This is a genomic window from Albidovulum sediminis, assembly GCF_025380365.1.
In the GTDB taxonomy this organism is placed as follows: Bacteria; Pseudomonadota; Alphaproteobacteria; order Rhodobacterales; family Rhodobacteraceae; genus Albidovulum; species Albidovulum sediminis.
Genome location: NZ_JAOCQF010000002.1, coordinates 411,613 through 425,327 on the forward strand (window position 1 = coordinate 411,613; position 13,715 = coordinate 425,327).

Genomic DNA, 13,715 nt, shown 5'->3' on the forward strand with positions numbered 1-13,715 from the left:
CGGCCTGCAGCAGAACGCCGACGGGTCGGAGCAGCCGCGCGCCCTCGGCGCGGGGCGCGTTCCGGTGGAGCGGACGCGCCCCGACCTAACCCCGAATCGCCGCCGCAAGGATCGCCGGAACCCCGGGCAGGGTGCCCAGCGGGGGCAGGCTCGGCCCGCTGAACCCGGCAGCACCCAGTTCCGCCGGCAGGTCGGCGACGACATGGCCCCAGCGCGCGACGAACAGCGGCAGGCAGATCGCCTTTGCCCCCGCGTCGCGGGCGGCGTCGGCGACCGAAGGCGCCTCCTCGATGAAGCCGAGCCGGATCGCGCGGAAGGGCAGCGCTTCGGCGATCGCGTCGCGGATGCGGCCCGCCGCCTCGGAGGGTGCGCGGCTGCGGCCCGATCCATGCGCGGCCAGGACCAGCGTCGTTTCCTCTGTGCGCCAGTCCTGTTCCCGCACGGCTTCGCCGGCTGTGCGGGCGGCCAGCGCCGCGGCTTCCGGCATCAGTCCGAAGGCAGGAAGGGTGGTGAAGCCCTCAGCCCCCGCCGAGGCAAGCCGCCGGGGCAGTTCGGTCCGGGTGAACCAGCCATCCGCCATGAAGAACGGCAGGACCCGCGCGGCCGACAGACCGCGCACCGCCTGGTCGAGCGCGCCCGGCGCGGCCAGCGTCACCGCCCGCACCCGCCAGCCCGGCAGCAGTGCCGCGACCGCCTCGCCAAGGCGGGCCATGTCGGCCTCCGCCGGGGCGGGGTCGGAGGGCTGGCCATGCGCGACGATCAGGGCATCGTGAGACATGCCGCCCGTGCTATCGCAAGGCGGGCCGGGCGTCCAGCGCGGCGGTCAGAACAGGGGCGATCACAGCGGGGGCGGGCGGCGTGCGGGCCAGTCGGTCGCGCGATGATAGGTTTGGCCAAGGGCCAGTATCGCCGCGTCCGCGCCATGCGGGCCGATCAGTTGCATCCCCATCGGCAGGCCGGCCTCCCCGAACCCCGCGGGAACGCAGAGTGCCGGCAGGCCGATCAGGCTGGCGGGGATGACGACCTCCATCCAGCGATGGTAGGTGTCCATCCTCCGTCCCGCGATATCTTCCGGCCAGCGCCAGTCGGCGGGGAAGGGCCAGACCTGTGCGGCCGGCAGGGCGAGCGCGTCGAAGCGGGTGAACAGCCGGTGCGCGGCGGCGTACCACTCGGAGCGGGCGACACTTGCGGCATAGGCAGCCTGCGCCGACAGCCCCAGACCCTGTTCGATTTCCCAGACCGCTTCGGGCTTCAGGACCGCGCGCTTGGCTGCATCGTCGTAGAGCGAGCGCATGGAATTGCCGTTCAGCATCGCGCGGAGCCGCACCCAGGCATCCCAGAGCCGTTCGGCGGGGAAGGGCGGTGCGAGCGGCTCGACCACCGCGCCGAGACGCTCCAGCACCTCAAGCGCGCCTTCGCAGGTTTCCAGCACGCCGGGCTCCATCGCATAGGCGCCGCCCCAGTCCGAAAGCCAGCCGATGCGCAGGCCCTTGACGGGCCGCTCCAGCCGGTCGGCGAAGGTCTGGGCCGGCAGGCAGAAGGGGGTTTCCGGGTTCGGCCCGGCGATCACCTCCAGCAGGCGGGCAAGATCCTCGACGGTGCGCGCCATCGGCCCCGCGGTCGAGAGCGTGTGCAGGAAGGTGTCGCCCTGTGCGTCATGCGGGACGCGCCCGTAGCTTGGGCGGAAGCCGTAGACGTTGCAGAAGGCCGCGGGGTTGCGGAGCGAGCCCATCATGTCCGACCCGTCCGCCACCGGGACGAGCCGGGCCGCCAGCGCTGCCGCCGCCCCGCCCGAGGACCCGCCTGCCGCGCGCGTCGGGTCGTAGGGGTTCACGGTCGCGCCGAAGACCGGGTTGAAGCTGTGCGACCCCAGACCCCATTCCGGCGTGTTGGTCTTGCCGATGAAGATCGCGCCCGACGCGCGCAGCCGCGCGGCCAGCAGGTCGTCCGCCTCGGGCACATGGTTCGCAAAGATCGGCGAGCCGTGGGTGGTGCGCAGGCCCTTCGTTTCGGTCAGGTCCTTGACCGCGAAGGGGACGCCATGCAGCCAGCCCCGCCGCGGGGTTGCATCCGCTGCGCGCGCCTCGGCCATGAGGTCGTCGCGCGGGCGCAGCGACACGATGGCGTTGATCTTCGGGTTCACGGCCTCGATCCGGTCGAGCACGGCGGCCATGACCTCGGCGGCGGAAACCTCTCGGGCGGCGAGGCGCGCGGTCAGTTCGGTGGCGCTCAGGTCGGTCAGCATGGCGTCACGCGAACAGGGGCGGGCGGCGATGGGCCCAGGGGCGGGCGGCTTCCAGTTCTGCGCAGAGCGCCATCAGTTCCTCGTCGGCGCCGAAGCGGGCCGCCAGATGGGCACCTATGGGCAACCCGCCGTCGCTCCAGTAAAGCGGCAGCGAGGCTGCGGGCTGGCCAGAAGCGTTGAAGGCCGCGCAGAAGGGCGAATAGTCGAAGACCATGCCCGCGCCGGTGCGGAAATGGACGAAATCGCGGTCGGTGTGGGCGAAGCGGCCAACCAGCGCGGGCGGTTCGGCCAGCGTCGCGGTCAGAAGGATGTCCCAAGGCTCGAAGAAGGCAGACAACTCGCGGCCGAAGGCGTGGATCTTGCCGACCGCGGCCAGATAGTCCGCCCCCGACACCGCCACGGCGCGGTCGATGGCGCCAAGGGCCACGTTCTCCACCTCTCCCGGCTCCAGTGGCCGGCCCCGCGCGGCACATTTGGCGCGGATCGACAGCGCCGTGCCGCAGGCGACGATGTCGGTCCAGGCACGCATCATGCCCGCGATGTCCACTTTCGGCCGCGCGGGTTCGACATGGTGGCCGAGGTCCGCGAGGAGCCGCGCGGCATCATGGACCGCCTTCCGGCAATCCTCGTGGATGGGCCGGCCGTCCAGCATGGTATCGCAAAGGGCCACGCGCATCCGCCGGGGCGGGCGCCGGATCGCGGCCAGGTGGCCCTCGCCCAGCGGGGGCGCCCAGTAGGGCGCGCCAAGGTCGGCACCGGCGCAGGCGTCGTGCAGCGTGGCCGCATCGCGGACCGACCGGGTCAGGAAACCGTCGATCGCCATGCCCGCCCAGCCTTCGCCGACATAGGGGCCATCGGGAAAGCGTGCCCGCGTCGCCTTGAAGCCGAAGAGCCCGCAGGACGAGGCCGGGATGCGCACCGATCCGCCGCCGTCCGATCCATGCGCCGCCGGCACGATCCCCGCAGCCACCGCCGCGCCCGCGCCTCCCGACGACCCGCCCGGCGTGCGCGTCAGATCCCAGGGGTTGCGCGTCGGCCCGCCGTAGACGGCCGATTCCGTCGCCGGCCCCACGCCGCCCTCGGGCGCGGTCGTGCGGCCGAAGGCCACCACGCCCGTTGCCCGGATACGCTCCCAGATCGCGCTGTCCAGGCCGTAGCGGGTGTCGGCGAAAAGCCGCGATCCGTTGTGCGAGGGAAAGTCCACCGCCTCGCAACCGAGGTCCTTGAGAAGGAAGGGTACGCCGTGGAACGGCCCGTCCGGAAGCCCGTTGCGGATCGCGGCGCGCGCGATCTCTTCCTGCACCAGAACCACCGCGTTGAGGGCGGGGTTCAGCCGGTCGACCGCCGCCAGCGCGGCATCCAGCAGTTCTTCGGCGCCCACCTCTCGTTTCGCGACCAGCGCGGCCAGCGCGGTTGCATCCTGTCCGGCGAAATCGCCAAGCATCGCTTCCTCCCCGAGGCTATTGCGCGCACAGTGGCGTCAAACCGGAGCGAACGCCAGTGCGCTCCGCAACGGAACCTTCGAATCCGCGAAGGCCGGCAGCCCTTGCAGCCCCCGGCACGCGCCACTAAGACTCGCTCAAGGAATTGAGGACAAGACTTCCCCCGGGAACAGCGAGAGGCAGGACGGATGAAGGACCCCATCGATCTTTACATGAACACGCTCGTGCCGATGGTCGTCGAACAGACCTCGCGCGGGGAACGGGCCTATGACATCTACTCGCGCCTCCTGAAGGAGCGGATCATCTTCCTGTCCGGCCCCGTCCACGACGGCATGTCGACGCTGATCTGCGCGCAGCTTCTGTTCCTCGAGGCGGAAAACCCGTCGAAGGAAATCGCGATGTACATCAACTCGCCCGGCGGCGTGGTGACATCGGGCCTCTCGATTTACGACACCATGCAGTATATACGCCCCAAGGTCTCGACCCTGGTGATCGGGCAGGCGGCGTCGATGGGTTCGCTCCTGCTGACGGCGGGGGAAAAGGGCATGCGCTTCTCGCTCCCGAACAGCCGGATCATGGTTCACCAGCCCTCGGGCGGCTACCAGGGCCAGGCGACGGACATCATGATCCACGCCCAGGAAACCCAGAAGCTCAAGACCCGCCTGAATGAGATCTACCACCACCACACCGGCAAACCCGTCAAGGACGTGGAGGCGGCGCTGGAACGGGACAACTTCATGTCGCCGGAAGACGCGAAGGACTGGGGCCTGATCGACGAGATCCTGTCCAGCCGCGACAAGGCGACGGACGACGCGAAGTCGTGACATTGTTTCCTGCCGCGAGGACAGGAAAGGCGATTTCGCATTGTGATGACGGTGGGCCTGCCCTAATCTTGACAGAAAGGGCGGTTCCAAGAATAGCCGGGCAAGCCCGGAGCGGCCTCAGAGGATGACGATGGCGAACAATTCAGGCGGCGACAGCAAGAACACCCTCTACTGTTCGTTCTGCGGCAAGTCGCAGCACGAGGTGCGCAAGCTGATCGCCGGCCCGACCGTGTTCATCTGCGATGAATGCGTCGAGCTTTGCATGGACATCATCCGCGAAGAAACAAAGACGACCGGGCTCAAGTCCACCGACGGGGTGCCGACGCCGCGCGACATCTGCAAGGTGCTGGACGACTATGTCATCGGGCAGGTCCATGCCAAGCGCGTGCTGTCCGTCGCCGTCCACAACCACTACAAGCGGCTTGCCCACGCCTCGAAATCCGCCGACATCGAACTGGCGAAGTCGAACATCCTGCTGATCGGCCCCACCGGCTGCGGCAAGACATTGCTCGCACAGACGCTGGCTCGCATCCTCGACGTGCCCTTCACAATGGCCGACGCGACCACGCTGACCGAGGCTGGCTATGTCGGCGAGGATGTGGAAAACATCATCCTGAAGCTGTTGCAGGCGTCCGAATACAACGTCGAGCGCGCGCAGCGCGGCATCGTCTACATCGACGAGGTCGACAAGATCACGCGCAAGTCCGACAACCCCTCGATCACCCGCGACGTCAGCGGGGAAGGGGTGCAGCAGGCGCTCCTGAAGATCATGGAGGGTACCGTGGCGAGCGTGCCGCCACAGGGCGGGCGCAAGCATCCGCAGCAGGAATTCCTGCAGGTGGACACGACCAACATCCTGTTCATCTGCGGCGGCGCCTTCGCGGGGCTTGAAAAGATCATCGCGCAGCGCGGCAAGGGCACCGCCATCGGCTTTGGCGCCGAGGTGAAGGACCCGGAGGCGCGCGGCGTCGGCGAACTGTTCCAGGAGCTTGAGCCGGAAGATCTGCTCAAGTTCGGCCTTATCCCGGAATTCGTCGGCCGCCTGCCGGTCATCGCCACCTTGACCGACCTTGATGAGGCCGCACTTGTCTCGATCCTGACCGAGCCGAAGAACGCGCTCGTCAAGCAGTATCAGCGCCTGTTCGATATCGAGGGTGTGAAGCTGACCTTCACCGCCGACGCCCTGACCGCCATCGCCAAGCGTGCGATCAAGCGCAAGACCGGCGCCCGTGGCCTCAGGTCGATCATGGAGGACATCCTGCTGGATACCATGTTCGAACTTCCCGGCATGACCTCGGTCGAAGAGGTCGTGGTGAACGAGGAGGCGGTGGATTCCGGTGCGAAACCGCTGCTCATCCATGTCGACAAGAAGGGCGAAAAGACCGCCACAGCCGGCTGACGGCTGTGGTACCCGGCTTGCCGCGAGGTGGGGTATGGACCTTGCCCGCGCCTTGGCTATAAGGGGGCAGGTCTGCCCGGAGGTTGCCCGATGAAATTCCTGCTGCGTCTCTTGACCTGGTGGAACAGCCAGACGCTCAACACCCAGATCTACACTTGGCGCAAGGGCGTCAAGGTGGGCGAGGACGCCGAGGGCAATACCTTCTACCAGACCCGGGACGGCAAGCGCCGCTGGGTCATCTACAATGGCGAATCGGAGGCAAGCCGCGTCTCGCCCGACTGGCACGGATGGCTGCACCACACCTGGGACCAGCCGCCGACCGAAAAGGCGCTGGCGCACAAGGTCTGGGAAAAGCCGCATCTGGAAAACCTGACCGGCACGGATGCGGCCTACGCCCCTCCGGGGTCGATCCGGCGTGACGCCCCGGCGGAGCGCCGGGACTACGAGGCCTGGGTGCCAGAGTAACATGGCCGAGAATACCGCAGAGGTTCTGACCGGCGCCGCCGTCCTTGCGGCGGCCTTGGGCTTTCTCGTCTATGCCGGCCAAGGGTCGGGCCTTGCGCCCACCGCCGGCAGCTATCCGCTCAAGGCCAGCTTCCGCTCGGTCGAGGGGATCACCGTCGGAACCGACGTGCGTCTGGCGGGCGTCAAGGTCGGCACCGTGACCAGCCTGTCGCTGAACCCCCAGACCTTCTTTGCCGACGCAACCATCTCGGTGAAAAGCGATGTCCTCCTGCCCGACGACAGCGCCATCCTGATCAGCTCCGAGGGCCTTCTGGGCGGCTCGTTCGTCGAGTTGCAGCCCGGCGGCAGCCTCGAGAATTTCGCGCCCGGTGCCGAGATCGAGGATACCCAGGGCGCGGTGAGTGTCGTCAACCTCTTGTCCAAGTTCGTGGCCAGCGGCTCCGGTGGAGAAGGGGAGACCGCGCCGTGAGGCGCGCGGCGCTGATCGCCTGTCTCTGCGCCCTGCCGGCGATGGCGCAGGAGGCCCCGGAGGCGACAGGGGCGCCGGGGGCGATCCTGCGCGCGCTCGACAAGGTGTCGGGCCTGACGCAGGATATCGAAGTCCACAATGGCGAAAGCGCATTTTTCGGCCGGATCGAGATCACGCTGGACGATTGCCGCTATCCGACCGACGATCCCGCCTCAGACGCCTTCGCCCGTCTGCGGGTCTTCGATACGACCGCGCAGGTCACGGCCTTCGACGGCTGGATGGTGGCCTCCAGCCCCGCACTCTCTGCGCTCGACCATCCGCGCTACGATGTCTGGGTGATGCGATGCCTCATCCCCGCGACGAGTTCGGACGGCTGAGGCGTTTCGGGGGCCGCAAATTCCGCCTCACCGGCCAGGGCCTCTTCCAGCCGCCGCCGGTACTCCGCGCGCGGGATTTCCACGGCGCCCAGCGTGGCGAGATGGGGGGTCAGGAACTGCGTGTCGAACAGCGTGAACCCGGCGCGGCGTAGCCGGTTGACAAGATAGGCCAGCGCGATTTTCGACCCGCCGGTGCGCGCCGAAAACATGCTTTCGCCGAAATAGGCCCGCCCGATCGTGATGCCGAAAACGCCACCGGCCAGCGCACCGTCCTGCCACACCTCTAGGCTGTGCGCGTGCCCGGTCGCGTAGAGATCGTCGTAAAGGCGTAGCAGCTCATCGTTGATCCAGGTCTCGTCGCGTGCGGCGCAGGCCTCCACGACCGCTCGGAAGGCGGTATCAATGCGGACAGTGTAGCCGCCCCGCAGGATCTGGCGCCCGAGCGAGCGCGAGATGTGGAATCCGTCCAGGGGAAAGACGCCGCGAAACCGCGGGTCGATCCAGTGCAGCGTGCCGGAGGCCCGGCTTTCCGCCATCGGAAAGATGCCCCGGCGATAGGCGCGCAGCAAGTCCTCGCCCCGGACCTGTCGCATCTCAGGCATGCGCCAGCAGGCAGGACTTCAGGATATCCGCCGCCTGGCGGGCGGGCCGCGCAGCATCCGGCGCAAGGATCAGATGCACCGCGACATCGGGCAGCGCCGGCAGGTTCGCTCCGGACGCGATCGGCAAGAGGCCCGGCGGCTCGGCACCCTGCAGGACCGCCGTCACCGCGCGGCCGGAACGGACGGCGGCGAAAATGCCGGCCTGGGAGCGCGACTGAACGCCCACGCGCCACGGCACGCCTGCCCGGTCGAGCGTCTGGGTCATGGCGCGGCGAAAGACGCAGCCTTCCGGATAGGCGGCCAGGACCGCTTCACCCGGCGTGCGGTCGGGGTGGACCAGCCAGACAAGCGGCAGATCGACGGAGTGGATCGCCTGCACCGGCCGCGCGGCGGTTGTGACCAGCGCCAGCTCGATGTCCCGGCGTTCGAGCGCCGCCATGAGGTTGGCCGACAGATCGCACGTTACCTCGACCTCCAGGCGGTGAAGATCGCGACCGAGCGCGCGCATCAGTGCGGCGAGCCAGCCGGACGCATAGTCATCCGGCATTCCGATCCTGAGCCGGTTGCGCGGCGGCCGGTGACGGGTGACAGACATCATCTCGTCATAGGAGGACAGGACGCCAAGCGCCTTGGCATAGAACTCCGCCCCGCGCGGCGTCGGCACGAGACCGCCCGGGCGGCGCAGGAACAGCGGTGCGCCGATCTCGGTCTCCAGCATCTTCAGGCGCATCGACATGGCCGCCTGCGTGCAGGCCATCCGCTCGGCGGCGCGGCTGATCGATCCCGACTCGTGGATCGCCACGAATGAGCGCAGCAGGCGAAGTTCGATGTCCATCGCATAATCCCGGCTGATGGCCACATCACGGCCATTTGTTGGACTGCTAGCACGCGGCGGGGCAGGCTCCAAGTGATCGACGGGAGGACTGCATGAAGATTGGATTCATCGGCCTGGGCACAATGGGCAGGAACGCGGCTGCCAACGTTCGCAGGGCAGGCTTCGACATGGTCGTTCACGACCTTAGGGCGGAGGCGGTCGCACCCCTTCTGGCCATGGGCGCAGAGGCGGGCACCGACCCAGCCGATGTGCTTGCGCGGTCCGATGTGGTCGTCACCATGGTCTTTGGCCCGAAGGAGGTTGCCGAGGTCATCCGGGGCTCGCGCGGATTTCTGTCCGGCGATCCAGCTGGCAAGGTCTGGATCGACATGACAACATCCTCGCCCTTCCTCATGCGCGACCTTGCGGCCGAGTTCGAGACCCGTGGCGGCCGTGCGGTCGATGCGCCCGTGACCGGCAGCGTGGACGCGGCGATCCGGGGTGACATGCCGATGTTCGTGGGCGGCGACGACGCGGTGATCGAGCGCGTGCGGCCGGTGATCGAGGCCATGGGCCAGCTTCGCAAGGTCGGAGCTTATGGCAATGGCTACGTCGCGAAGCTGGTGAACAACCAGCTGTGGAAGATCCATGCTGCCGCCATCGGCGAGGCGATGGTGACAGCCAAACTGGCCGGGCTTGATCCGCTGACATGGTGGAACGTGATGAAAGGCGGAGCGGCCGACAGTTTCGTGCTCAGCCACGATGTGCCTTCGATCTTTGCCGGCCACTACGACCCGTCTTTTCCGATTGCGCTCTGTCTCAAGGACCTTGGCCTGATCAAGGAGTTGATGGACGCTGTCGGCACGACCGCCACCCTGACCGAGGCGACGCACGACCGCTTCCGCGAGGCCGGGCGCCGCTACGGCGCGGGCGCGGGCGAGATGACCGTCTGCAAGGTGATCGAGGACGATGCCGGGATCGATCTCAGGGTCGAGGGGGACTGGTTGAAGCCCTGGGAAGTCACCCGCCCGGCCTGATCGGACTGCCGGACCGCAAGGGATGCCGGCCGGCGCGGCTGTCGCCTCACCAACCGGCAACGTGCTCAGCCGTAGGTCCGCGCCAGCCACTTTTCGAGCCAGTGGATCGAATAATCGCCCTTCTGGATGTCGGGTTCGGCCAGAAGCGCGTGGAACAGCGGAACCGTCGTCTCCACGCCCTGACCGTCCACGATCAGTTCCGACAGCGCCCGCTTCAGTCGTGCCAGCGCCTCGGCCCGGTCGCGCCCATGCACGATCAGCTTGCCGATCAGGCTGTCGTAGTAGGGCGGGATGACGTAGCCGTCGTAAAGCGCGGAATCCATCCGCACGCCCAGCCCGCCGGGGGCGTGGAATTGCGTGATGCGGCCCGGACGGGGCGCGAAGTCCGGCACCTTCTCGGCGTTGATCCGGACCTCGATCGCGTGGCCGCGCACGTTCAGGTCGTCCTGCCGGAACTCCATCGGCAGGCCCGCCGCGACGCGGATTTGCTCGCGCACGAGGTCAACGTCGAAGATCGCCTCGGTGACGGGGTGCTCCACCTGGAGCCGCGTGTTCATCTCGATGAAATAGAACTCGCCGTCCTCGTAGAGGAATTCGATGGTGCCCGCGCCGATGTAGCTGATCTGCGCCACCGCATCGGCGCAGATCTGGCCGATCCGGGCGCGCGTGGCCGCGTCGATCACCGGGCCCGGCGCCTCCTCAAACACCTTCTGGTGGCGGCGCTGCAGCGAACAGTCGCGTTCGCCAAGATGGACGGCATGGCCCTTGCCGTCGCCGAAGACCTGGATCTCGATGTGCCGCGGCTTCTGAAGGTATTTCTCGATATAGACCTCGTCGTTGCCGAACGCGGCCTTGGCCTCGCTCCGGGCGGTGCGGAAGGCGACTTCGATTTCGTCTTCGCTCCGCGCGACCTTCATCCCGCGACCGCCGCCGCCGGCGGTCGCCTTGATGATGACCGGATAGCCGATCTCCTCGGCCACGCGCCGCGCCGCCGCGATATCGGGCACGCCGCCATCCGACCCCGGCACCACAGGAATCCCCAGCCGCTTGGCGGTGTCCTTCGCGGTGATCTTGTCGCCCATGATGCGGATATGCTCGGCCGAGGGGCCGATGAAGGTGATGCCGTGATCTTCGAGAACCTGCACGAAGGCCGCGTTCTCGCTCAGGAAACCGTAGCCCGGATGGATCGCCTGGGCGCCCGTGATCTCGCAGGCGGAGACGATCGCGGGGATCGACAGATAGCTCTGGGAGGAGGGGTTGGGCCCGATGCACACGCTTTCGTCGGCCATGCGCACATGCATCGCATCGGCATCGGCGACCGAATGCACGGCGACCGACTTGATCCCCATTTCCTTGCAGGCACGGATGACGCGAAGCGCGATCTCGCCCCGGTTGGCGATCAGGATTTTCTCGAACATCGCCGCCTCACTCGATGATCAGGAGGGGGGCTCCGAACTCGACCGGCGTGCCGTCCTCGACCAGGATGCGCTTCACCGTCCCGGCGCGGGGGGCCGGGATGTGGTTCATCGTCTTCATCGCCTCGATGATGAGGACGGTCTGACCCTCCTTCACCTGCGCGCCGACGGTCACGAAGGGGTCCGCCCCCGGCTCCGCCGCCAGATAGGCGGTGCCGACCATCGGCGAGGTCACCGCGCCCGGATGGCTTGCCGGATCGGCGGCGGCGGTCGCCGCGGGTGCCGCGGCCGGGGCAGAGGCCGGCGCGGCCGCGGGCGCATGCGCCACGGCCGGCGCGGCATGATAGGCGGCCACAGGCGCAGGGGCCGCGAACTTCGACACCTTGACGTTCAGACTGTCGTTTTCACCGTACTCGCGCTTGACGCTCAGCTCGGCCAGGTCGTTCTTGTTCAGAAGCTCCGCCAGGGCCTGGATGAAGGCCACATCGCTTTCGTGCGGGGTTTTGGTCATTGCTGTCCTCGATCGGTCCCGTCTGGCCACCCGTCTTTCCATGCGGGCCCGGCCTTGTCCAGCCGCTTATACGCGCAGGGGCGCCCGCTGCCTAGCCGCGATGGTCCGTCGGCGCCGCGCTCGCAACATTGTGCCAAAAAATTTTACCGCTTGATAAAAAAATGATTCGATGGCAGCGTTTCATTCAAGGGAAATAGGGGAGGTCACGATGACCAACAGCCAGCTGACGCCGGGCGTGGCCGCCGGGCGGCTCGGTGCAGAGGATTACGCCCGCAACTTCGCGGACATCGCGCCCAGGTTCGCACCGCACGAGGCGCGCGTCGCCGCCGACCGCTGCTATTTCTGCCATGATGCACCCTGCATCACTGCCTGCCCGACGTCGATCGACATTCCCCTGTTCATTCGCCAGATCGCGACCGGCACGCCCGAGGCGGCGGCAAGGACGATCTTTTCCCAGAACATCCTTGGCGGCATGTGCGCCCGCGTCTGCCCGACCGAGACGCTGTGCGAAGGCGCCTGCGTGCGAGAGACGGCCGAGGGCAAGCCGGTGGAGATCGGGCGCCTTCAGCGCTACGCCACCGACACGCTGATGGAGGCGCCGTCGCATCCCTTCGCCCGCGCGGCCGCGACCGGCAAGCGTGTGGCGGTGGTGGGCGCGGGGCCGGCGGGACTTGCCGCCGCGCACCGGCTGGCGATGAAGGGCCATGACGTCACCATCTACGACGCGCGCCCCAAGGCCGGCGGGCTGAACGAATACGGCATCGCCAGCTACAAGGCCGCAGGCGGCTTTGCGCAGGCCGAGGTCGACTGGCTGATGCAGATCGGCGGCATCGTCGTCGAACATGGCAAGGCGCTGGGCCGGGACTTGACGCTGGAGGGGCTGCGCGCCGGGTTCGACGCGGTCTTCCTGGGCATGGGGCTGGCCGGCGTGAACGCCCTGCGGGCCGAGGGCGAGGATAAGGACGGGGTCGCCAACGCGGTCGATTTCATCGCCGAACTGCGCCAGGCGTCCGACCTTTCCAGGTTGCCCATCGGGCGCGACGTCGTGGTAATCGGCGGCGGCATGACCGCGGTGGACGCCGCGGTGCAGTCCCGGCTTCTGGGGGCGGAGAACGTCACCATCGTCTATCGCCGGGGCAAGGCAAGGATGGGCGCCTCAGAACATGAACAGGACCACGCCACCCAGTCGGGCGTCCGCATCATCCACAACGCAGCCCCGGTGGCTGTGCACGGCAACGGCGCGGTGCGCGAGATCGAGTTCGCCTATACGCAGGACACGCCCGAAGGGCTGAAGCTGACTTCCGAAACCTTCCGCCTCCGGGCCGACCAGGTCTTCAAGGCCATCGGCCAGACGCTGAAGGGCGCGCCTGACGGGCTTGCGATCGAGGGTGGAAAGATTGCCGTGACCGGGCCGGGGCGGACCTCTCTTCCCGGCGTCTGGGCCGGCGGGGATTGCGCGGCCGGGGGCGAGGACCTGACCGTCACCGCGGTCGCGGAGGGGCGTGACGCGGCCGAAGACATTCACGCAGCCCTCGTCGGAACCGGCGGATGACCAGTTCTGCCGATTCTGCGGCGACGGAGGCGGGAGAACAGCAGATTCCAGTACCGTCCTGCGCGAATCGCGTCATTCTGACCCGGCGCGGCTGCCGGCTTTGCGGGGCCGCGTCAACGCGGTTCTCAGGAGCGATAGCATGAAGACGGCATTCGGCGTGATTTCGATACTTGCACTTGCGGGAACGGCAGGCCCGGCGTTCGCCGGCCTCGAGGTCTGCAACAAGAGCGGACAGACTGCCTACGTGGCGGTCGGCTATCCCGATGGCGACAACTGGGTGGCCGAAGGGTGGTGGGAAATCGGGGCGGCGGACTGCACCACGATCATCACCGGCGATCTCAGCAGCCGCTACTACTACGTCCGCGGAGAGGGCGAGGACGACCTGGTGTGGGAAGGCGATCACTACTTCTGCACCACCAGCACCAAGTTCACCCTGGTTGACGACTCCGAGTGCGAATCCGGGACGGTGACGCGCAAGGCCTTCTTCCAGGTCGACACCGGCGACAGCCGCGATTGGACCACCAATCTGCTGGATGAGTGATACGGGCGGCAGGCGGGGCTCC

General features: G+C 67.9%; 15 protein-coding genes. 8 read left to right on the forward strand and 7 right to left on the reverse strand.

Annotated elements, in window-relative coordinates:
- Nucleotides 1-85: 85 nt before the first annotated feature.
- Genes N5I32_RS13710 through N5I32_RS13720 form a run of 3 tightly spaced genes read right to left on the reverse strand, consistent with a single transcriptional unit; the run spans nt 86 to nt 3,689 of the window.
- Nucleotides 86-778 (reverse strand): CbiX/SirB N-terminal domain-containing protein, encoded by a 693-nt coding sequence (locus tag N5I32_RS13710; RefSeq protein WP_261496437.1) that lies wholly within the window; start codon nt 776-778, stop codon nt 86-88.
- 60 nt (nt 779-838) lie between these two features.
- Entirely contained in the window at nt 839-2,245 is a 1,407-nt protein-coding gene (locus N5I32_RS13715) for an amidase (RefSeq protein ID WP_261496438.1), read from the reverse strand.
- 4 nt (nt 2,246-2,249) lie between these two features.
- Entirely contained in the window at nt 2,250-3,689 is a 1,440-nt protein-coding gene (locus tag N5I32_RS13720; RefSeq protein ID WP_261496439.1) for an amidase, read from the reverse strand.
- Between the two features lie 186 nt (nt 3,690-3,875).
- Between N5I32_RS13720 and N5I32_RS13725 the strand changes: the two genes are divergently transcribed.
- From N5I32_RS13725 to N5I32_RS13745, 5 genes are all read left to right on the forward strand, one after another.
- On the forward strand, nt 3,876-4,511 hold the full coding sequence (locus N5I32_RS13725) for an ATP-dependent Clp protease proteolytic subunit (protein WP_261496440.1): 636 nt from the start codon (nt 3,876-3,878) through the stop codon (nt 4,509-4,511).
- A 130-nt stretch (nt 4,512-4,641) separates the two neighbouring features.
- Complete coding sequence (clpX, locus tag N5I32_RS13730; protein WP_261496441.1) at nt 4,642-5,910, forward strand: ATP-dependent Clp protease ATP-binding subunit ClpX; 1,269 nt, start codon at nt 4,642-4,644, stop codon at nt 5,908-5,910.
- Nucleotides 5,911-6,000: 90 nt separating this feature from the next.
- Nucleotides 6,001-6,375 carry an NADH:ubiquinone oxidoreductase subunit NDUFA12 gene (locus N5I32_RS13735; RefSeq protein ID WP_261496442.1) on the forward strand — a complete coding sequence of 125 codons (375 nt, stop codon included), beginning with the start codon at nt 6,001-6,003 and terminating at the stop codon, nt 6,373-6,375.
- Nucleotide 6,376: 1 nt separating this feature from the next.
- Nucleotides 6,377-6,844, forward strand: coding sequence for an outer membrane lipid asymmetry maintenance protein MlaD (gene mlaD / locus N5I32_RS13740; protein ID WP_261496443.1), 468 nt, complete (start codon nt 6,377-6,379; stop codon nt 6,842-6,844).
- Nucleotides 6,841-7,221, forward strand: coding sequence for a DUF2155 domain-containing protein (locus tag N5I32_RS13745; RefSeq protein ID WP_261496444.1), 381 nt, complete (start codon nt 6,841-6,843; stop codon nt 7,219-7,221). The genes mlaD and N5I32_RS13745 overlap by 4 nt, the downstream gene beginning before the upstream one ends.
- Here N5I32_RS13745 and aat read toward each other — a convergent pair.
- Both aat and N5I32_RS13755 read right to left on the reverse strand, forming a co-directional pair.
- Entirely contained in the window at nt 7,167-7,814 is a 648-nt protein-coding gene (gene aat, locus N5I32_RS13750; protein WP_261496445.1) for a leucyl/phenylalanyl-tRNA--protein transferase, read from the reverse strand. The genes N5I32_RS13745 and aat overlap by 55 nt on opposite strands.
- A 1-nt stretch (nt 7,815) precedes the next feature.
- Nucleotides 7,816-8,658 (reverse strand): LysR family transcriptional regulator, encoded by an 843-nt coding sequence (locus tag N5I32_RS13755; RefSeq protein WP_261496446.1) that lies wholly within the window; start codon nt 8,656-8,658, stop codon nt 7,816-7,818.
- Nucleotides 8,659-8,750: 92 nt separating this feature from the next.
- Here N5I32_RS13755 and N5I32_RS13760 point away from each other — a divergent pair, with 92 nt between their 5' ends.
- Nucleotides 8,751-9,674, forward strand: coding sequence for an NAD(P)-dependent oxidoreductase (locus tag N5I32_RS13760; protein WP_261496447.1), 924 nt, complete (start codon nt 8,751-8,753; stop codon nt 9,672-9,674).
- Nucleotides 9,675-9,739: 65 nt separating this feature from the next.
- Here the strand turns inward: N5I32_RS13760 and accC are convergent, their stop codons facing one another.
- Together accC and accB are read right to left on the reverse strand one after the other, a co-directional pair.
- Complete coding sequence (gene accC, locus N5I32_RS13765; RefSeq protein WP_261496448.1) at nt 9,740-11,092, reverse strand: acetyl-CoA carboxylase biotin carboxylase subunit; 1,353 nt, start codon at nt 11,090-11,092, stop codon at nt 9,740-9,742.
- Nucleotides 11,093-11,099: 7 nt separating this feature from the next.
- Nucleotides 11,100-11,600, reverse strand: coding sequence for an acetyl-CoA carboxylase biotin carboxyl carrier protein (gene accB, locus N5I32_RS13770; RefSeq protein ID WP_261496449.1), 501 nt, complete (start codon nt 11,598-11,600; stop codon nt 11,100-11,102).
- A gap of 208 nt (nt 11,601-11,808) precedes the next feature.
- Between accB and N5I32_RS13775 the strand changes: the two genes are divergently transcribed.
- Both N5I32_RS13775 and N5I32_RS13780 read left to right on the forward strand, forming a co-directional pair.
- The gene (locus tag N5I32_RS13775; RefSeq protein ID WP_261496450.1) at nt 11,809-13,152 is read left to right on the forward strand and encodes an NAD(P)-dependent oxidoreductase; all 1,344 of its coding nucleotides are present in this window, start codon (nt 11,809-11,811) and stop codon (nt 13,150-13,152) included.
- A 139-nt stretch (nt 13,153-13,291) separates the two neighbouring features.
- Nucleotides 13,292-13,693: a DUF1036 domain-containing protein gene (locus tag N5I32_RS13780; RefSeq protein ID WP_261496451.1), complete on the forward strand. Its 402-nt coding sequence runs from the start codon at nt 13,292-13,294 to the stop codon at nt 13,691-13,693.
- Nucleotides 13,694-13,715 lie beyond the last annotated feature (22 nt).